General features: G+C 66.4%; 21 protein-coding genes and 1 tRNA gene. 19 read left to right on the top strand and 3 right to left on the bottom strand.

Translation table 11 applies throughout. The annotated features are described in order from the left end of the window. Positions 1-10: 10 nt before the first annotated feature. The 18 genes from G3A44_RS00680 (at position 11) to G3A44_RS00595 (ending at position 15,933) form a co-directional block, all read left to right on the top strand. Positions 11-409 carry a hypothetical protein gene (locus tag G3A44_RS00680; RefSeq protein ID WP_163455556.1) on the top strand — a complete coding sequence of 133 codons (399 nt, stop codon included), beginning with the start codon at positions 11-13 and terminating at the stop codon, positions 407-409. Continuing rightward, positions 409-1,299 (top strand): hypothetical protein, encoded by an 891-nt coding sequence (locus tag G3A44_RS00675; protein WP_163455555.1) that lies wholly within the window; start codon positions 409-411, stop codon positions 1,297-1,299. The genes G3A44_RS00680 and G3A44_RS00675 overlap by 1 nt, the downstream gene beginning before the upstream one ends. Beyond that, positions 1,296-1,865 carry a hypothetical protein gene (locus G3A44_RS00670; protein WP_163455554.1) on the top strand — a complete coding sequence of 190 codons (570 nt, stop codon included), beginning with the start codon at positions 1,296-1,298 and terminating at the stop codon, positions 1,863-1,865. The genes G3A44_RS00675 and G3A44_RS00670 overlap by 4 nt, the downstream gene beginning before the upstream one ends. A 50-nt stretch (positions 1,866-1,915) precedes the next feature. Next, on the top strand, positions 1,916-2,401 hold the full coding sequence (locus G3A44_RS00665) for a defense against restriction DarA-related protein (protein ID WP_163455553.1): 486 nt from the start codon (positions 1,916-1,918) through the stop codon (positions 2,399-2,401). A 106-nt stretch (positions 2,402-2,507) separates the two neighbouring features. Further along, positions 2,508-4,241, top strand: a complete 1,734-nt coding sequence (locus G3A44_RS00660) for a hypothetical protein (RefSeq protein WP_163455552.1) — start codon at positions 2,508-2,510, stop codon at positions 4,239-4,241. 16 nt (positions 4,242-4,257) lie between these two features. After that, positions 4,258-4,629, top strand: a complete 372-nt coding sequence (locus G3A44_RS00655; RefSeq protein WP_163455551.1) for a hypothetical protein — start codon at positions 4,258-4,260, stop codon at positions 4,627-4,629. Continuing rightward, positions 4,626-6,266: a hypothetical protein gene (locus G3A44_RS00650; protein WP_163455550.1), complete on the top strand. Its 1,641-nt coding sequence runs from the start codon at positions 4,626-4,628 to the stop codon at positions 6,264-6,266. Before G3A44_RS00655 ends, G3A44_RS00650 begins: the two co-directional genes overlap by 4 nt. A gap of 42 nt (positions 6,267-6,308) precedes the next feature. Continuing rightward, positions 6,309-7,022 (top strand): hypothetical protein, encoded by a 714-nt coding sequence (locus G3A44_RS00645; RefSeq protein ID WP_163455549.1) that lies wholly within the window; start codon positions 6,309-6,311, stop codon positions 7,020-7,022. A gap of 69 nt (positions 7,023-7,091) precedes the next feature. Beyond that, positions 7,092-7,829, top strand: coding sequence for a hypothetical protein (locus G3A44_RS00640; protein ID WP_163455548.1), 738 nt, complete (start codon positions 7,092-7,094; stop codon positions 7,827-7,829). 2 nt (positions 7,830-7,831) lie between these two features. Next, entirely contained in the window at positions 7,832-8,584 is a 753-nt protein-coding gene (locus G3A44_RS00635; protein WP_163455547.1) for a hypothetical protein, read from the top strand. Between the two features lie 536 nt (positions 8,585-9,120). Continuing rightward, positions 9,121-9,345 (top strand): hypothetical protein, encoded by a 225-nt coding sequence (locus G3A44_RS00630; RefSeq protein ID WP_163455546.1) that lies wholly within the window; start codon positions 9,121-9,123, stop codon positions 9,343-9,345. Positions 9,346-9,676: 331 nt separating this feature from the next. After that, on the top strand, positions 9,677-9,937 hold the full coding sequence (locus G3A44_RS00625) for a hypothetical protein (protein WP_163455545.1): 261 nt from the start codon (positions 9,677-9,679) through the stop codon (positions 9,935-9,937). 27 nt (positions 9,938-9,964) lie between these two features. After that, positions 9,965-10,933 (top strand): lysozyme family protein, encoded by a 969-nt coding sequence (locus tag G3A44_RS00620; RefSeq protein ID WP_163455544.1) that lies wholly within the window; start codon positions 9,965-9,967, stop codon positions 10,931-10,933. A gap of 222 nt (positions 10,934-11,155) precedes the next feature. Continuing rightward, entirely contained in the window at positions 11,156-11,413 is a 258-nt protein-coding gene (locus G3A44_RS00615; RefSeq protein ID WP_163455543.1) for a hypothetical protein, read from the top strand. A gap of 1,046 nt (positions 11,414-12,459) precedes the next feature. After that, entirely contained in the window at positions 12,460-12,621 is a 162-nt protein-coding gene (locus G3A44_RS00610; protein ID WP_163455542.1) for a hypothetical protein, read from the top strand. 367 nt (positions 12,622-12,988) lie between these two features. After that, positions 12,989-14,896, top strand: a complete 1,908-nt coding sequence (locus tag G3A44_RS00605) for a SurA N-terminal domain-containing protein (protein ID WP_163455541.1) — start codon at positions 12,989-12,991, stop codon at positions 14,894-14,896. Positions 14,897-14,939: 43 nt separating this feature from the next. Beyond that, positions 14,940-15,015: transfer RNA gene (locus G3A44_RS00600), tRNA-His, on the top strand. A 135-nt stretch (positions 15,016-15,150) separates the two neighbouring features. Continuing rightward, positions 15,151-15,933 (top strand): ZIP family metal transporter, encoded by a 783-nt coding sequence (locus G3A44_RS00595; protein ID WP_163455540.1) that lies wholly within the window; start codon positions 15,151-15,153, stop codon positions 15,931-15,933. A gap of 102 nt (positions 15,934-16,035) precedes the next feature. Here the strand turns inward: G3A44_RS00595 and G3A44_RS00590 are convergent, their stop codons facing one another. The 3 genes from G3A44_RS00590 to G3A44_RS00580 form a co-directional block, all read right to left on the bottom strand. Beyond that, positions 16,036-16,470 (bottom strand): universal stress protein, encoded by a 435-nt coding sequence (locus tag G3A44_RS00590; RefSeq protein WP_163455811.1) that lies wholly within the window; start codon positions 16,468-16,470, stop codon positions 16,036-16,038. Positions 16,471-16,583: 113 nt separating this feature from the next. After that, positions 16,584-17,453, bottom strand: a complete 870-nt coding sequence (locus tag G3A44_RS00585; RefSeq protein WP_163455539.1) for a sulfurtransferase — start codon at positions 17,451-17,453, stop codon at positions 16,584-16,586. 32 nt (positions 17,454-17,485) lie between these two features. After that, positions 17,486-18,373, bottom strand: a complete 888-nt coding sequence (locus G3A44_RS00580) for a DMT family transporter (protein WP_203561246.1) — start codon at positions 18,371-18,373, stop codon at positions 17,486-17,488. Positions 18,374-18,442: 69 nt separating this feature from the next. Here G3A44_RS00580 and purN point away from each other — a divergent pair, with 69 nt between their 5' ends. Continuing rightward, on the top strand, positions 18,443-19,081 hold the full coding sequence (gene purN, locus G3A44_RS00575) for a phosphoribosylglycinamide formyltransferase (protein ID WP_163455538.1): 639 nt from the start codon (positions 18,443-18,445) through the stop codon (positions 19,079-19,081). Positions 19,082-19,109 lie beyond the last annotated feature (28 nt).

The following is a 19,109-nucleotide window of genomic DNA, read 5'->3' as shown; positions in this document are numbered from 1 at the left end:
CGGCTGACCCATGGACCTGAGCCAACATGCCGCCGCCTTTGCGGCGCAGCACACGACAGGCGGCCTTTACCTGACCGCTGATGAGGTCTTGTCCTGCGCCGTTTCTGCGGTTCGAGAACTCGCCGGCTGGGCGGGGCTTGAGGATGCGGCCTGGAACGGGACGACCGAGGGCGTAACGGCGGCAACGGTTGTGAGCGTGGATGAGTGGGCGTTGATCGGCCCGCTCTTCGAGTTGCTGGTGGAGCGCGGCAACGCTCAGCGGCTGGAGGCCTGCGCCGGACTTGGGATGCCGAACCCTCCCCGCGGGAGTTCGGAGGTCGCGCAGAGTATTGAGACCTTTCGGTCCAACTTGCCACTCGCGGCCTTCCAGTGTGCGCCGACGTCGACCGGGTTTCCTGAGGGCTACTGATGCTCTCCACCGAGGACGGGACGTTTCTGCCCGGGGACATGGTCCTCTCCGTGGTGCAGCGGTTCGACTTGGCGCCTATGCCGAGCACTGTTGAGGCAACCCTGCGGCTTGACGAGAGCACTGAGCCCATCGGGAAAGACGGGGCCAAGCTGCGCTGTGGGGCGGGCATGGACCTTTACCGTGTCGTGAAAGCCGAGGACTGCGCATCGGTCCCCATCGCCCAAGGACGCGAGCCGGTTAAGGCCCGCCGCGTGACTGCTGTGCTGGACGGACTGCAGGCTTTGATGTGGGCGCAGCAGCGAGCGGTGGTCAAAGAGGGCGCCGGCATGGTCGAGTGCTACCGGTCGTGCGGCGCGGCCGTTCGAATGGGCTCCGACGTTCCGACCCATCGGCTGTTCGTTCCGAGAGGGCACATCCCGACGTTCGCGCTTGCCGAGTTGATGGCTGAGGAGTTTGCGGCGCCAGTGTGGATGGACGGCCGGCTTTCCTTCTCCCGACTGACCGACTTGATGAGCCAATCGCCCGTGCACCGCTTGGAGGTTGACGCTGCAGAGGGTCGCTCCTCCGGCTGGATGGAGCACTTGGAAGCCGTAACTGCCATGTCATGTCGCGCCGATGGGCAGGTGTTCGGTGCGTCTTCCACCCTGGCCCGCCCCGCCGCATTCCTGCCAAGAACGCCGCAGCGCATCCTCAACAACTGGGGGCGATGGCTGGCCGTGCGCCGTTGCTTGCCAACACAGTTCGCGGCCTCTGTGCGGGCTGGGCATGTCATCGAACTGGCTGGCGTGCGGCACCTGGTCGTGACGGCGGCGCATTCGCTTACGGCCGGGGCTGATGGCGGCAAGTCGGAGCAGACCTCCATGCTGTGGCTCGGGCAGGTGAGCAAATGACCAGTCCTGCACACCTGGAGCGGTGGACCCCGGGAGAAATCGCTTCTGTCGATCAGGTTCGCCGCGTGGTCAGGGTCCGCATTCCCGGAATCACAGATGGCGCGGAGGTCTACCCGGAGGCGGACCTCTGCTATCCGCTGGGGGAGCGGCCGGACCTGTCCGAAATCAGGCTGATGCCGGGCGACCCCGTTTGGCTGGACTTCGTCCGGGGGAACCCCAAGTATCCGGTGGTCATCGGATATCGCTGCCCACAGGCCGGAAACGCCCAGGGCGTCAGGCGGGTGCAGCACGACCAGATAGAAATGAAGGCCGACTCTGCCCTTTTGGTCGAGGCTGTAGGTGGGGGCCTACTCATCAAAGCGGGCACCCGCATCAAGCTCGCAGCCCCGAACCTGGAGATTGATGGCGACGCTGTCTTCCGCGGAGGGGTCACGCTGGAGCGACTCGTGACGGTTCTGCAGGGCCTGCAAGTCACGGGCGGGCAGGTCAAGCACCTGGGCCAAGACATCGGCGCCACGCATACGCACGGGACTCCTTCCGGCCCGTCGACTCCACCAGTTCCCTGACGCGGTAACGCGGCCCATGGGCGCCCGGCGCCATGGCCAACACTGGCCCTATGGAACTCCTGATTGATTTTGAAGGGCTCGCGACCAACCCGGAAAAGGCGCTTCGGCGCGTTGTCCAGATCTTCGCGCGCGCCGATCTGACCGTGCTTGGCGTGGAGTCCGACGGCAAGACCCGGCGGGCCGCTGCCGTGAAGTACCGCCAGGCGCGGATCAACTTCGCTGACGGTCAGTCCGTCGCCCTGCGCATCAAGGAGTCGGGTGACATCGCTCAGGTGCTCATCAACGACAAGCTTGTCCCCGTGGCTTCTCAGGGCGACCCGCTGCGGGCCGCAGACGAGATCGTCAATCGTCTGGACACTGGCCGCGCTGCCTTTCAGCGGCGCCAAGCCGCCCTGAAGATGGACCCGCCTGAGGGCGTCAAGACCGCTGCGCCGAAGTTGGAAGCTGAACTCACGCAGCAGATCGCGGCGGTAGATGAGGCGATCTCAGTTGCCAAGCAGACCCTGCAGCAACTGACTGGCGCGCCGTCCACCTGACCCGGTAATTCGAGGCAGTTCGGTCCAAACACAGGCCAAACACTGGATAGGCACCGATTGCGGCCAAGGGGCCGCGCAAGCGGCTAAATCCTTTGAGGAAACCAACATGAGTGAACATTCCGTCGGCCTGATCGAGGCCCCGCAGATCGCCGCCACCCGCGCCCTGTTCGATTCCGTCGAGCCGGGCGAGTTCGCCACCATGGCCGCTCCCGAGGTGGCCGCCAGCCTCGGCGAGAAGTTGGCCCGGACCGGCCTGGACGGCCTGCCGAAGGTCGTGGCCAACTACCTGGGGCACGTCCCCTCGGTCATGCACGGCCACGCCCTGGATGCTGTGTCGCAGGGCATCGCGGCCTACGCCGCCGCCCATGGCCGGCGCCCCGAAGGTGACACCGTGGCCGGCATCCTCTCCTCGGTTGCCGGCATGGCTGACAAGTATTCCATTGAGGCTCGGCAGGCTGGTCGTCACATCTTCGCCATGGACAGCGTGAACGCCTCCGGCTCTGGCCAGTCCAACAACTGGGGCCTGCACCCCGGCGCGGTGATGACCGCGGTCCTTCAGATGGCCGCGACGGAAATCCCGTTTGCCGGCCGCATCGCCGCCGACTCCGGTTTTGCGACCTTCCGGACGGGTGTCCTGCGCAACGTCGCTGCGAGCAACTTCGGCGACTACGCCGCCGGCGACTCTCTGGACGGCGTCATGGGCGCTGGTGAGTACATCGACAGCGAGCGCGTTGTGACCCTGACGGTCAACGGGGGCATGGCAGCCGCTGTGACCGGCGTCGTCAAGACCCGCGCCGGTGGCTCCACTGAGCTTCCGCTGCTGGCCGGTGCGTCCGAGATTCGTGTCAACGGCATGGTGATCGGCGCCGAAGCCAACGCCGGCGTCTACGGCTCCAGCGTCAACCGCAGCTCCGGTGCGGGCGCCTATGCCCTGGCTGGTTCCGTGCAGATCGCCGGCACCACCTACACCCTGTCCGACAGCACGATCACCCCGAGCACTGGCGCCTACAGTGTCAAGTTCAGCGCCGAACTGCCGGCGGGCACCGTCGTCGAGCTGGTGGTCTATGCCAACTACGAGGCCAACCCCGACCTGGCGCCCGTCATCGGTGCTGAGGTGGACCTGCACGAGTACGCCGTGACGGCCAGCCGCGCCAAGACCCGCGCCACCCTGGATGCCTTCCAACAGGCCTCCGCCGAACTGGGTGTGGATCTGTTCTCTGCCGCGAACTGGACCGTCCGCGCGAAGTACATGCTGGAGCGCTACGCCCGCGTGGTCAAGCAACTGGTGCTCGCCGGCCGCGCCCTGCCCGGTGAGTGGGACATGGACTGGGCCGCCCAGAAGGACCAGAAGAACATCGCCCAGGTGATGGTGGACCTGTTCCCGGTCCTGGCGAAGGTCTCCACCTCCATGGCGGTTGCCACCCAGGATCACGGCGGCGACACCCTGCTGGTGACTGGCCTGTTCGCCCAGTATCTGGACTCGCTGCCCAATGAGGTCTTCGAGCGCTCCGGGCTGGTCAAGGGTAAGGACGTGGTCCGCGTCGGCCGCCTGAAGCAGGTGAACCTGGACGTGTACTACGTGCCGGCGGAGTTTGGCTGGCTGCCCAACAACGACGCCGCCGGCACCACCACGGCCCTGATGGTGGGCCGCGGCACCACCACGGCCAAGTGCCCCATCATCGTGGCCGACCCCATCGCTCCGATGCTGACCCCGCTGGCCGATGGTCAAGGCGGCCAGATGCAGAACTTCTTCTACGTCAAGGGCGGCGCCAAGCTGAACCGTTCGACGCTGTTCCGTCAAGGCGCCGCGACCATCACCATTACCGGCCTGGCCGGCTGATAAAGGGGTGCCACACATGCAGGCGACTGCAGAGATCGTGGCGCTCCTGGACTCTGGGGGCGTCACATTTCCGGTCAAGGTCGAAATCTCCAACGCCTCCGGCGTGGACATCACTGAGGCCTCGGTGCAGGTTGCCATCCCGGCGGGTGGCGATGCGGTGGCCACCGTTTCGACCGAGCGCCAGCTCAGGCGGCTTCTGCGCAGCCTTGCAGGCCGGCAATCGATCGCGCTGGTGCCTGACGCTTTCGGGATCCGGCTGATTGCCGACGCGCCCGAGGAGCCCACCAATGAGCCCGAGCCCGGCGGCTCGACCAGCGATGAACCCAGCGGCGAGCAAGAGGCGACGAAGCCTGCTGCTGGTCGCGCCAGACAGAAGGGCCAACGATGAGCGGAAGTCCGTTCCTGCGCCAGCTTGGATATCAAGCTGGTGCCCAACTCAACCCCCTGCAGGACAAGAGCGCCCAGTCGGGCAATCTCGGCATGTGGGATCGAACTGTCGGCCTGGCCATGAGGGCAACTCGCGGCCGGATCGACCGCCCGTTTGTCGTGCAGCGCGCAGACTTCGGGATCCTGCTGGGCGATCCGGAAAGCATGGTGGTCAACAGCCTCAATGAGGCCAAGGTCATCGGCCATGAGGCTCTGCGAAAGGGAGCCGCCGGCCTGGTGGTGTCCCGGCTGGTGTCGTCGGACGCCGTGAACTCGTGGCTCATCTTCACCTCTGGGGCCACCTCGGACTGGGATGTGTCCGCAACCACTCCGGTGCCGACCTACTCGGAAACCGATGTGCCGAGCTTCACGCTCGCGCTCAAGCATCTCCTGTGCCACAACGACGGAATTCAGGTTCGCATCCACGCTGACTCCGGCGGCGCCAAGGTGACGACCATCACGGTGATGATCCTGGACAGCGCGGGCCTGGAACTGCATCGCGTGACGGGTTCGCTTGATCCGACCAAGACCGACGACTCCGGCAACAGCCTGTACCTGCCGGATGTGGCCGAGCGCACGCTTGGCGACGTGTTCGAGTGGGTCATCCCCGATGGCGCCAGCATCGGCAACGGCCACGACGGCTATGGCAAGACCGGCGGCGTGATCAAGTGGGCCGATTCGGGCGTCCAGGCCCTGTTCGATGAAGGCGAAAGCGCCCTCTATGCTGCCGACTATGGCCGGGCGGTCGATGCCCTGACCAACACCGACGTTTCCTACGGCTACCTCATCTCCGCAGGCAGTCGCTCCGTGGACCTGATCCAGGGCCTGATTGACCTGGGCTACGCCCGAAATCGGCAGGTGATCATCGACATTCCGGGCGACCTGACTCCTTCGGCTGCCGCGACCTGGGCCGACCAGTTCGCGTTGGGTGGGACCGGCCAGGACTACTACCCCATCTTCCTGTGGGCGCCGATCAAGGCCATGGAGGTACTGGGCGGCGGGATGTCGATCTATGGCACCAGTGGCAACTACGCCGGCCAGGCCTGCGCTCGAAACGCGGTGACGAACTCCTACGGCTACGCTGCGAAGAACCGCCCCATCGCTGGGGACGACTTCCCTTTGGGCCGCGTGAGCGCTCGCGTCATCCACACGCCGAGCGCCGGCTGGGACGATGCCCTGAGTTTCCTGGCCAAAGCGCGTATCAACCCAGTGCTTCCCCGGGCTGGTGGCGGTGCGGTGGTGTTCCGAGATTGCCTGACGGCCGCCGCCACGACGACCAGCTATCGCAAGCTGACCAGCGTGGCTGAGATGTCGTCGCACCTGGCTGAGCAGGTGGTGAGCATGGATAACGCCAGCCGGTTCCTTCCCCAAGCCGAGAAGAAGCGCTATCTGGACCGCCAGCTCTCCAGCATGTTCGCGGGTGCTGCCGCCAGCGGCTGGCTCGTGACGGGGCAGGACATCGCAGGCGAGGAAATCCCGGCCTACGAGTACGACCTCGTGCTGCGCCCTGTTGACGGTGTGGACACGCTGCACCTGACGTACCGAGTGCATTTCGACGGTGTGAACCGCCGCACCGAAATCACCCAGGTCCTCCGCTGATTCACCAAGCCCCCCGCGTAGGCGGGGGCAGGAGCAAAAACCATGAGCTTTGACCTCTCCCGCGCCATGCGCGCCATCGCGTCCACCGGCACCAAGAAGGCGGCCCTGGACGGTGTTTCCAAGGACGTCGCACTGGACGACGCCGCTGTGGGCGCCTCCGCCCAGAACTTTGCCGTGCAGTCTGTGCGCGTCAACGCTGCGGCGGCCGTGCATGCCTGGATCGACTCCGACAACGAGTTGGGGGCCAACGAAGGCAGTGCGGACCGTCTCAAGATGCTGCTGGTCGGCTTCGCTGACCAGGACAAGAACGGCGAACTGAGCGACGATGAGCAGGCCGTCTACCTGGCCGGCGGTGACGCCGCGTGGGCCTACATGGCCGGCTTGGGCGTTTCGGAAGACGACCTGGATCTGATCTTCAACGGCGAGGATCCCGACGAAGCGAACGCTGCGGGTGACCGTGTGATCGCCTTCCTGTCCGATTCCCTGGCCAGCGGAGAAGAGGCGGAACTGACGGCCATGGACGACTTCGCTTTCGGCGAGGAGGCCACTGCCTCCGCTCTGGATGCCGCCTACAAGACCGTGGTGGCCTTCCGCGGCGGCAAGAAGGTCGCCATCCGCAAGCGCATCAGTGGCGCCGTCCGCCTGTCTGCTGCGCAGAAGCTGGCCCTGCGCAAGGCGCAGGCGAAAGCGCACGGGGCGCGCGCGACGATGGCTCGCATGAAGAGCATGCGCGCCCGCCAAGCTGCCGGCCGTTGATCGCCTGAGGAGTCCCACGTGGCTGCGGGTCGCGTTTTGAGCAGCAAGTGGGACGGAATGTCTCCCCACTTGCTCGCTCGCATCATGCAGGTGGACCCGAGGGGCTACCCGATTTCAGGCGGTGACGCGGTGGTGGCGCCGATCACCGGTGCGACTCTGGAGCTGACGGCGAACTGGCAGAGCCCCTTTGAGCACCAGGGCCCAGAGAGCAAGGTGCCTTCGCTTGCGGCGATGGCTCAGAGCGGGACGGCGGGGACCCTCCTCTCCACGTTTTTCGGGGAGGACAAGGAGGGGACCTTCATGCAGCGCATCGCTGCTGAGGTCAATGAGAGCGCTCAGCAGCTGGTCGGCTCGACTGGCATGACCAAGCTCAACGCCACGCAGCTCTTTGCCGGGTCCCATCCGGCTAAGCTGAACGTCTCCCTCCACTTCCGAGCCTACAGCGATCCGGAATCGGAGGTGCAGCAGCCTGTGGACAGGCTTGTTCGCTGGCACCTGGCGCAGCAGCTCGCGCTGAAGGGGAACCTGGCCAGTGCCGTGGACGCCATCAAGCGAGGGGAGGGGTTCATCAAGGCCTTCTTCCCGTCTCAGGCGCCGTCTTTCGTTTCGCTGCACTACCGAGGCTGGTACGCCTCGCCGATGGTGATCGAGACCGTGAGCCACCCGCTTGACGGCCCCTGCGATTCCAAGGGCCGGCCGGTCGGGGTGGTGGTCCAGGTGGGCCTGGCCACCCTCACGTCCCTGGACGCTGGCGACTGGGACCGGATTCGGTCCGGTCGCCCGATTGCCCTCTTCAACAACAGCTGACCATGATCCATATCCGCCCACTGATGTCTGACCGCATCAACGCGAGGCTCACTGAACTGACGGTAGGCGACTCTCTCGCGTTGGTGGCGATGCCGGAGTTCGCGGCGGAGGCGGCGCGCTCGGAGTTCCTGCGGCGCGTGGTGGCCGAGAGCACTGGAGCGGTGTCTGATCCTGCGGACTGGACCGTCGAAGAGCGGATCTGGGCCGTGGCTCACTACCTCGGTGCCGTTGACGGTCAGCCCAACATCCGCCTGATGGGCGGCGGCGTGTTGACGGACTACCTTCTGCCGGAACAATCCATGCCGCCCGGGCCGGTTGACCTTGAGCAGTTCGGCGCCGGAGGGTGGACCATCGGGCAGATGACGGGCAGTGAGTGCGAGCTGGTCGAGTCCCGCCACTCCGGGCGCGTGCAGTGGATCCTGGCCGACATGGCCGTGAGACTGCGCACTGCGGCAGAGGATCGGCCGGATCACAAACTGGCGCCCGGGCAATGGTGTGACTGGCTTGCGCGAAAGATCGAAGTCCTGAAGGCGCTGCCGTCCAGTGACATGGACACCCTGTTTGCGGCCTATCGCGCTGGGCTGCCGCGCGTCCGCCACCTTTGGCATCTGGAGTTGTCAGACCGTGGGCATGTGTGCATGCCCGTTGCACTCACGAAGACCAGGGAGGCCGGCGGCGGGTTGCCGCCGGTGCGATTTCCCGTATCCGCCTGTGTCGGGAGCGCAGCGAGAGCGCTGGGCTTCGTCGTGGCTTGACCTGGCGGTTCGGTTCGGTGCAGCGGGCACGCCGCTAGATGCAGCGCTGCGCTTGCCGATGACAGTAGCTCATTCGCATTTCTCGGCTGGAGCCTGGGAGGACCTGGAGCGTGTGCGAGAGGCGGAGGCCCGGCTGGCCGTCGCGCAGGTCAACGCGACCAACAACATCGTCCGCGCGGTGTCGGGCTTGGCCCGATCTCTTGGCGGTCGGTAAGAGCTGACCGCGCGAGGGCCAACCAGGCCCGACCATGCGGCATGGCAACTCGCACCATGCCGCCGGCACCTGGGATGCGTCTCACAGGCACTACCGATGCCTGGCGGCGCGCTGTTCGGCAGTGCATCCCAGCCGCGTTGGGCGGCACTACCGAATGACCTACGCAGCCCCGCCGCACGCAGACCTCCCATGGCCAATCGCCCTCGCAGGTAGCGCGCTGGCTTCCCTTCTTGTCCTACTTGGCTTGACGCCGAGCCAAGTCGTGATCGCCGCTTGCGGCGCGATCATCGGCACCTGCTGGGCCCCCACCGTCGGGGCAGTCATGGCGATGCTGATGTTCGGCGCCGCGAGCATCCTGGCGGCCAAGGGTGGGGTGATCATCGCGGCAGTGCTGGGCCTGTGGTATCCGGTCCTAGGGCAGGTTCCCGACCTGGGCGGTGGCATCGGCGCCGCCCTCGGGCTGCTGCTCCACCCGATTGCCTCCATGTTTGCAGCGACCGTCATTCCGGCGGCAGGCCGCGCGATGTCCAAGAGGATCGAGCAGTGATCATGTCCCTCTTCAACTTGCTTGTTGGGGGCGTGGCCCTCTTGGCCACCGTCGCATTCGTTTTGCGGCTGCGGCCGATGCACTGGCGCACGCACAGATGGCCCCCGATGCTCATGCATGTGGGCTTGGGCATGGCGTGTGCGACCGCGGTCGAGGCCAGTTGGTGTGGCAGTGGTAGCGCCCTGTTGGCGGCCATGGGCAGAGCTGGGGGAGTTGTCGGCTGTGTCTGCTGGATCTGGGAGAGCTACTGGACATGGCAGTACGGGCCGCCAAAACACACCCTCGCCACGAAGCCCGGCGATCTTGACGAACACGCCACGCTGCACCAGAGATGAGCCGCGACCTCCACCCCACGACGTTGCAGTGGGCCGACGGCTCCGGGGTGGCCCGTCACGATGGCGTTGAGATCAGGCTGAGATCCCGCCCGCCCGGCACGTTCGACCGGTTGATCTACATCCCTGGAATCCGGGCCGAAGTCTGCGACCGGGGAGCGGCAGGCTACCGGGCTATGACGGAGGCGGAGGTTCGCGGCGCCAATCAGTATCTGCAATCGATGGCCGGGCGGACCCGGCGAGACATGGGGCAGGAATAGCCCCGAAACAAGAAAGGACCTCATCCCATGTGGAAATTCACTGGACGGGCGCTGTCGTCTCGATGGCTGCTCTTTTGCGTCCTGCCGCTGCTGATCTTGGCGTGGCTGGCCTTCTCGATCCCGGGCGGCCTGGAGGACACCATGCTCCGCCTGCAGTTCTGGGCGCAAGCGGCATTGGCCACAGGCGCCACTTACGTGATCGCGCGCTCGATCACCGGCAAAGTGCGCGGAGAGACGATGGCCAATGAGGCGCTGGAGCGCGGGAACATCGGTGCAGGCCTCGTGTTCCTGGGCATCCAGTTCCTGCGCGCATTCATCTTCCTCGGTTTGCTGTTGTTCTTTTCAGGTGCCGCACGAGCAGCTGGCGTCCCCCCCAATGCCCTGAAGCACCTCCCGACACTCAAGGCCCAGCAGGTCGCGGTGTGGCCTGACATGCACCGGCCCGAGTACCTGGGGGCTTTGGTCGAGCACGAGAGCTGCACCACGCTCACCAGCCCACGCTGTTGGTCCCCAACCGCCCGTCTCAAAACGGCGAGGGAGGAGGGGGCCGGACTTGGCCAGCTCACCCGAGCGTTCCGGGCCGACGGATCCCTGAGGTTCGACGCCCTCGCAGACGCCCGACGACTGGACCCCGGTGGCCTGTCGGGCTTGCGGTGGGACACGGTCTACCAGCGTCCAGACCTCCAGCTGCGGGTGATCGTCTTGACCCAGCGAGCCAACGTGGCCAGGCTGCTGCCGCTGGCGAGGGACCGAGATGAAGCCCTGGCGATGGCTGATGCAGCTTACAACGGCGGCCTGATGGGGGTGCTCAACGAGCGCAGGGCCTGCGCCTTCAGATCCGGCTGCAACCCGTCGCAGTGGTTCGGGCATGTCGAGCGAACGTGCCTGAAGAGCGCCAAGCCCCTCTACGGCACCCGCAGTGCTTGCGACATCAACCGCCACCACGTGGCCGATGTGTGGGCCCGAATGCCGAAGTACACAGGGCTTTTGACGTGACGCGCGCTTTAGTGGCGTGCGGTGTAGCAGCCGCAGCACTTCTTGGGGCGTTCTGCGCTGGCAAAGCCTGGGAGGGCGCCGCGCGAGATGCTGCGGCGGCCAGGAACACGGCCGAATTGCACCGACGGGCCGTGGCGGCAAGCGAGCGCGCCCGCCTGGCTGAGCGGCGACTTTTGACCAAGGTCACCGAGTTGGCGGCCATCTCAAGGAAGAAGGCAGACGATGCGCATCGCGATCATCTGGATCTTGTCAGCCGCACTCGCGGTGGTGCTGTGCGGGTGCTCGTCCCTGCCTCAGCATGCACCCCAGCCACCGGAGGTGCGGCCCCTGAAGCTGCCGGATCTTGGCCTCAGGCCGGAGCAGCCGAACTTCCGCCAGCGCTTGTCGAGGCTCTGGACGGAATCGCCACAGACGCCGATGTCATCGCTGCCGAACGAAATCGATGCATCGCAGCCTACGCCGATGCGCAATCCGCCGTGAACGACTCAGGGCTTTGTGCCTGCGTCCGCTGATTCCTCTTCCCCGGGTTGGGCGGGGTTTGCCTGACTCCAGGCTCGGAGGGCTACACGGACTCCAACAGCCAGTTTCCCCCCACCCGCTCGCTTGGCAATAGCCTCTGTTTCGGCATCAAGACCAATCAGGCGCTCTTTGAGCCCTGTCGCCCCGTCCGCTGCGCGCCGGCCCGCGTTTGGCCGAAAACCGCCACGGGGCTTGGGGGGCTGATCATTTGTCATGGCATTGAATTCTATATGCCGATCAAGCGAAAAACCCGGCGCTAGGCCGGGCATCCACTCAGCAGGTTACGGGTTCCTGCGGGCCGCCCAATGGTGCGGTCGGTTTGAAGTTGCCAGCCTTCCACCAGCTCGGACGGCTACCATCACCGTCTTGCCCATGTTCCGATCGCTCGGGGGTTAGCCATGTGGCGGGCGTCTCGAAAAGCCCCACGGTAGCTCTTGCGCCTTGAACCGTAGGGCTTTGTTTTTGGCCCCGGGCCTCTCACCCGGGCGGGCAATCCTGAAAGCTTGCCTTGCTCGCCCGCACTTCGCAGCGGGTCTAACAGCCACAAGGGCGCGTGAGGTGTGACGTTGCACCGTGCGTCTGCAGCAACAGTCCCCGCCATGCCTACCGGTCGCCTGCAGCGCTGAACCGGATTCGTTTCCTCGGCGTTTTCACCCTCACGGCTGCGGTCTGGGCCTAGCTAGTTTCCGTCTTCAGTCGTCCGCTTTCGCGTCCGCATCACTCCGGTTCTATGCGTGCTTCCAAGCCGCATGCGTGAAGGTCCCGGGCCTCTCACCCGGGCGGTTGTCTGGGCTCGCGCCAGCACCAGCCGGGATGCCCCAGCCTTTGGCCCGTTGGTGGGCCGGACCTGCGGTTTGCATGACTCGGGGCAGACCCGCACAAACTGCCTCCCGTGCTCGTTGAGGGTGCCAGCCGCTCAGCCAGGCTTTCGCCGCTTCGGTCCCGCGTAAACGCGCAGGCTGGAACTCCGTCAGGCTTTCGCCTTCACCATCAGATCAGCGGCAGACATGGGACTCGAACCCATCAATCGGCCCCGCCTTTCGGCTGGCAGCCGTCTGCAATCCATGCCACCGCACGCAAAGGCTTCTGGCTCTTTGGTGGGTGGCCTGGACTTTGTGCTTGCCCGTTTCCCCGCCGCCGCCATCCTTGCGATGCTGCCGCTGATCTGATAGCCCCATCGTGTAGCCGGTGGGAACGCCTGGTGCCGGAACTGTTTCGAACGCTTTCCCGGGGCGTTCAAGCATCATACGAATATCGGTTGGCGATTGCAAGTTGGTTGATTTCGTAAGGTGATGATTTATTTGATGAAGTATCCCCCTTACAAGGCGTAGGTCGGGGGTTCGAGCCCCTCAGCACCCACCACCGTCTCCACGGCGCGCGCACCGCGCAGCTCCAGGTGCATCCCCCGGGCTTCCCCTCTGCGCCGGGCTGTGGCCGCCCCTTCGGGCTTGTCTAGAATCCGCCGCTTGTGCCTGCAGTGGCAGGCACCTACGCCAGGCCGGCTCCTCCCGGCGGCCCTTTCCGGACCTTGCCTCCATGTTTGATTTCGTTCGCTCCCACACGCGCCTGTTCCAGGGCCTGCTGGTGCTGCTGATCTTCCCGTCCTTTGTGTTCTTTGGCGTGCAGGGCTACTCCAGCATGCGAGATGCTGCGGCCAAGGAGGTCGGGCGCGTCGACGGTCACGCCATCCAGCAGGGCGAGCTGGACCAGGCGCATCGCGTGCAGATCGACCGCATCCGCCAGCAGATGCCGGGCGTGGACATCGCCATGCTCGACACCCCCACCTTCCGCCAGCAGACGCTGGACGGCCTGGTGCAGGAGCGGCTGCTGGCCGCCGTGGTCATGCGCGATCATCTGGTCGTGGGCGATGAGCGCATGGCCCGAATGTTCCGCACCGACCCCCAGTTTGCGCAGATCCGCCACCCCGACGGCACGGTCAACAAGGACCTGCTCGCGGCCCAGGGCCTGACCTCCGCAGGTTTTGCCCAGCAGCTGCGCCAGGACATGGCCTTCCGCCAGGTGATCGGCACGGTGCGTGACAGCGCCTGGCCGGGCAAGGTCGTGGCCGACCGCGCCGTGCAGACCCTGCTGCAGCAACGTGAGGTGCAGTGGGAGCTGCTGACCACCAAGGACTTCATGGCCAAGGCAGCGCCCACGGCCGAGCAGGTCCAGGCCTACTTCCAGAAGCACGCCGAGCGCTTCCGCTCCACCGAGGAGGCCGACATCGAATATGTGCAGCTGGACCTGGAAATCCTCAAGGCCCAGGTGACTGTGCCCGAGGCCGACCTGCGCAAGTACTACGACGAGAACCTCAGCCGCTACACCCAGGCCGAGGAGCGGCGCGCCAGCCACATCCTGTTTGCCGTGGACGCTTCGGCTTCCAAGGAGGATAAGGCCAAGGCCCGGACTCAGGCCGAGGCGGTGCTGGCTGAGTTGCGCAAGGCGCCGGATCAGTTCGCCGCGCTGGCCCGCAAACACTCGCAGGATCCGGGCTCTGCCGAACGCGGGGGTGACCTCGACTTCTTTGGCCGCGGGGCGATGACCAAGCCCTTTGAAGACGCCGTCTTTGCGATGAAGGTCGGTGAGACCAGCGGTCTGATCGAGTCCGAGTTCGGGCTCCACATCATCCGTCTGGCGGCCACCCGTGGTGGCGAGAAGAAGCCTTTCGAGGTCGTGCGCGCTGAAATCCAGGCCGAGGTGTCCCGCCAGCTGGCCCAGTCGCGCTATGCCGGCGATGCCGAGCAGTTCACTAACATGGTCTACGAGCAGTCCGACAGCCTGCAGCCGGCGGTGGACCGGTTCAAGTTGCCGCTGCGCAAGGCCACGGTGCGCCGCACCCCTGCCCAGGGCGCGGCTGGGGCCCTGGCCTCCGCCAAGCTGCTTGAAGCCGTGTTCGGCGCGGAAGCGCTCAACAACAAGCGCAACACTGAGGCGGTTGAGGTGGGCCCGAGCCAGCTGGTGTCCGCCCGCGTGGTGGCCTACCGGCCTGCGCGCAACCTGACGCTTGAGGAAGTCCGGGGCCCGGTGACCGAGGCTGTCCGCTTGGAGCAGGCCAAGGCCATGGCGGCCGAGCAGGCTCGCACCCGTCTGGCCGCAGCCAAGGCGGCGCCGACGGTGGCGCTGGCGCAGACCGCCGTGGTCTCCCGCGTGCAGGCCCAGGGGCTGCCGCGCGAAGCCCTGGAGGCGGCCCTTAAGGCCGACTTGAGCCAGGGAACGGCCTGGGCCGACGTCGACCTGGGCGAGCAGGGCCATGCCGTGCTGCGGGTGGTCAAGGTGGTGGAGCGGGCGGCCCAGGACGAAAGCCTGCTGCGTGCCCGTCCGGCCGTGGTGCGCGCGCTGGCGGACGCTGAAGCCGAGGCCTACCTCCAGAGCCTGAAGGCCCGCTTCAAGGCCGAATCGCACCTGCCCAAGGCCGTCTCCACAAAAAATGAAAATGGTGCTTGACGCTGCGTGAATTTGCGGCATAGAATAATCTTCTTTTCCGGCGGTGGCTGTAGCTCAGTTGGTAGAGTCCCAGATTGTGATTCTGGTTGTCGTGGGTTCGAGTCCCATCAGCCACCCCACCGCTTCCTTGTCTTGTGCTGGATAAAAGAGTTGCCCAGCAGCTCTTTGACAAGAAAAGTTCCGGAAAAGTCAGTACTGCAAAAACCTGCGCATGCCGCAGGTTTTTTTTCGTCCGCTCTTTCCGGCATCCGCCCATGTCCACACTCGCCTCCATTGTGGCCGTCACCCTGGCCGGTGGCCTGCTGTCCGTTCTGGTGGCCGCCACGCTCACCTATGCGGTGCTGGGGCGCCTGGTGCGCCACCTGGTGAGCTTGTCGACGGGCGTACTGTTGGGCACGGCCTTGCTGCATGTGCTGCCCGAGGCCTTTGAATCCGGTGCCGACACCCACGCCCTGTTCTCCACGCTGCTGGGCGGGCTGCTGTTCTTCTTCTTGCTGGAAAAGGCAGAGCTTTACCGCCACGACCACCACCATGAGGGCGACGGGCATGGCCACCACCACCACTTTGACGCACAGCGGGTGGGGCGCGGGGGTTACTCGGTCCTGGTGGGCGACAGCATCCACAACTTCTGCGACGGCGTCATCATCGCCGCCGCCTTCATCGCCAGCCCGCAGCTGGGGCTGACCACCGCGGTGGCTGTCATCCTGCATGAGATTCCGCAGGAGGTGGGCGACACGATCGTGCTCATCAATGCCGGTTTCAGCCGAACCCGCGCCTTGGTCTACAACGGGTTGTCCGGCTTGGCTGCTGTGGTCGGGGGGCTCATGGGCTATTGGGTGGTCGGCGCCTGGGACGGCCTCTTCCCGTTCCTGCTGGTCATCGCGGCCAGCAGTTTCATTTATGTGGCCGTGGCCGACCTGATTCCCCAGATGCAACGCCGGCTGCCTGTGCGCGAGATCGTGTCCCAGGTCCTCTGGATCGGCGCCGGTTTGGGCCTGGTCCTGACCACGCTTTCCCTGCTGCATGCCGGGCATTGAAGATCGGGACCTGGCCTCCGGGCATGAAAAAGGCCCGCGAGCCGGGTGGCTGGCGGGCCGTGGAGGGCGAAGCGGAGGGGGGCGTGGTTCGCCCCGCCGCGGTCACTTCACGACCAACACCGGGATGTTGCAGTGGGTCAGGACCTTCTGGGTTTCGCTACCCAGCAGCAGGGCGCTCACCCCGCGGCGGCCGTGGGAGGCCATCACGATCAGGTCGCAGCCTTGGGACTTGGCCGTGTCGGTGATGGCCTCCCAAGGGTGCAGTGCCTCGACCGTGTAGGCCTCGCAGGCCAAGCCGGCGGCGGTGGCGGCATCGGTAGCGATCTTCACGCGTGCCGAGGCGATGCGCTCCTGGGCGTCGAAGAATTCCTGCGGCGGCACCGGCTGCATCTCGGAGATGGCGCTGTACGGGAAAGGCTCCTTGGCGCTGATCACCGTCAGCTTGGCGCCCACGGTCTTGGCCAGCTGGATGGCGGTGTCGATGGCATGGCGGGTGATGTCCGAGCCATCGGTCGGCACGAGGATGTTGCGGTACATGGTGTGCTCCTTGTCTTCGTCCAAGCGATCGGTTGGATCGCCCTGTTCCGCAGTGTTGCGCAGTGGCGCATGACAGCCTTGATGGGCATCAAGGGAAGGCGCCGTGCGCCAGTTCAGCGCAGGCTGCCGGGGGCCTCGCCGGTGGCCACCGGACGATTCGGGTCCGCTGACCATTCGGACCAGGATCCGGGGTACAGGGCGCTGCCAGGCAAGCCGGCCTGCGCCATGGCCAGCAGGTTGTGGCAGGCCGTCACGCCAGAGCCGCACTGGTGCACCAGCCTTGCGGGATCACCCAAAGGCTCGAAGCGGCGGCGCAGCGCTTCGGCGGGCAGAAAGCAGCCGTCGGCCCCCAGGTTGTCCTTGAAAAAGTAGTTGAGGGCTCCGGGGATGTGGCCGGCCCGGCTGTCCAGCGGCTCCACTTCCCCGCGAAAGCGTTCAGGTGCGCGGGCGTCCACCACTTGCCAGTCGGTGCCGGACGACGCCAGCAGCGTCTCGGCTTGCAAGGTGGGCAAGGTGCCGGTCTGTGGCAGCGGGTAGGGGGGGGCGCCAGCGGGTACAGGGGGCAGAGAACCGGACTCCAGGTCGCCGCCCGCCCGAAGCCAGGCCGCCAGGCCGCCGTCGAGCACTTGCACCTGGGTGTGCCCCAGCCAGCGCAGCAGCCACCAGCAGCGCGCCGCGTAGGCGGCGCCCTGCTGGTCGTAGAGCACGACCCAGCGACCGGGTGTGACACCCCATTGACCTGCCCGGCACGCCAGCGTCTCCAAGGTGGGTAACGGGTGGCGCCCTCCCTGGCGCGGGCCATCGGGAGATTTTGGGCCGGACAGGTCGTCATCCAGGTGAAGGTGCCGTGCGCCCGGCAGGCGGCCCATGGCATGCTGTCGGCGGCCGGCCTCGGGTTCGGCCAGGTCGTGGCTGCAGTCCAAGATCAGTGGCGCCTGCGCCCAGCGGGTGAGCAACTCGTCGGCGGAAAGAAGTGGTGTCATGTCGAGTCCTTGTGGGGAGGGCAGGCGTGCGGTCAGTCCCCTTGGGAGCCACCCCCGGCCAGGGGGGTGGCCTGGCGCAGCCGGGTGGCGGCCAGCCCGGCGGCCACGATGAGCGCCACGCCGGCCAAGGCGGACAGGTGGACGGGTTCGGCGAACACCAGCACGCCGAAGACGAAGGAGTGGATGATGCCGGTGTACTGCAGGCTGGCGTTGACCAGCGGTTTGCCGATGGCATAGGCGCGCGTCATCAGCATCTGGGCGCTGGTGGCCAGCAGGCCCACCGCCAGCAGCAGGCCCAGGCCGCCGGCGGTGTGGGCATGCAGGCCGCCCTGTGCCAGGGCCAGTGCCAGGCCCACCAGCATGCCGCCGAGCGAAAAGTAGAAGACCACCCGGTATTCGGGTTCGCCGGCCCGGCCCAGCGCGGTGACCTGCAGGTAGGCCATGGCAGACATCACCCCCGAGGCCAGGCCGGCCAGGGCCCCTGGCACCTGTTGTGGCTCCAGGCTGGGCTGCAGCACCAGGGCCACTCCGGCGAAGCCGCAAAGGACGGCCCCGACCAGCCGCGGGTCGATCCCGCCAGCGCCGGACAGCACGGCGGCGCCCATCAGGAAGACGGCCATCCACACCGAGGACATGTAGTTGAGCGTGATGGCCGTGGCCAGCGGCAGGTGGCCGATGGCGTAGAACCACATGACCAGGGCCGTGACACCCGTGATGCCTCGCATCAGGTGCATGCCCGGGATGGAGGTGCGCAGGCTGCCACGCCTCCAGAAGACGAGCAGGGCGATGAAGGTGGCCCCGACCGCTCCGCGGTAGAAGACGATCTCGCCGGCGCTGTACTGTTGGGAGGCGAGCTTGACGCAGACCCCCATGAGTGCAAAGAGCAGCGAGGAGGCGAGCATCAGCAGGGGGGCGGACATGAAATGGCGGAGTGCGCTGCGGCTGTGGCCGGGCTGCCGATTGTGCAGCCGCTTACACTCACGCCCCTCATGAACAAGCGCATCGTCATCCTGCTGTCCGGGCGTGGCAGCAACATGATCGCCGTGGCAGAGCGCTGCGCGGCCGAGGGCTGGCCTGCCGAGGTGGTCGCCGTGATCAGCAACAAGCCCGGTGCCGGCGGGCTGGTCTGGGCTCAGGCCCGAGGCATCGCCACCGCTGTGGTCGCGCACCGTGACCACCCCAGCCGCGACGCCTTCGACGCGGCGTTGGCCGCGGAAATCGACCGCCACCAGCCTGACCTGGTGGTGTTGGCAGGCTTCATGCGGATCCTGGGTGAGGCCTTCGTGCAACGCTATGCCGGCCGACTGCTGAACATCCACCCCTCACTGCTGCCGTCCTTCGGGGGGCTGCACACGCACGAGCGTGCGCTGGAGGCTGGATGCAAGGTGGCTGGGGCGACGGTCCACTTCGTCACGCCGGCCCTGGACCATGGGCCCATCGTGCTCCAGGCGGTGGTGCCGGTCCACCAGGGCGATGACGCTGAACGCTTGGCCGCCCGCGTGCTCCGGGCCGAGCATGTGATCTATCCCCGTGCCGTGCGCTGGTTTGTCCAGGACCGCCTGCTGCTCGAGCACGAGCAGGTGCGTCAGCTCGATGGCGAGCCGCAATGGCTCTTCCATGAAGGCTGAAGGGCACCCGGGGGAAGGCGGCCACGGG

Source organism: Ideonella livida (assembly GCF_010499455.1).
GTDB lineage: Bacteria > Pseudomonadota > Gammaproteobacteria > Burkholderiales > Burkholderiaceae_C > Ideonella > Ideonella livida.
This window is presented reverse-complemented; position numbering and strand designations above follow the sequence as displayed.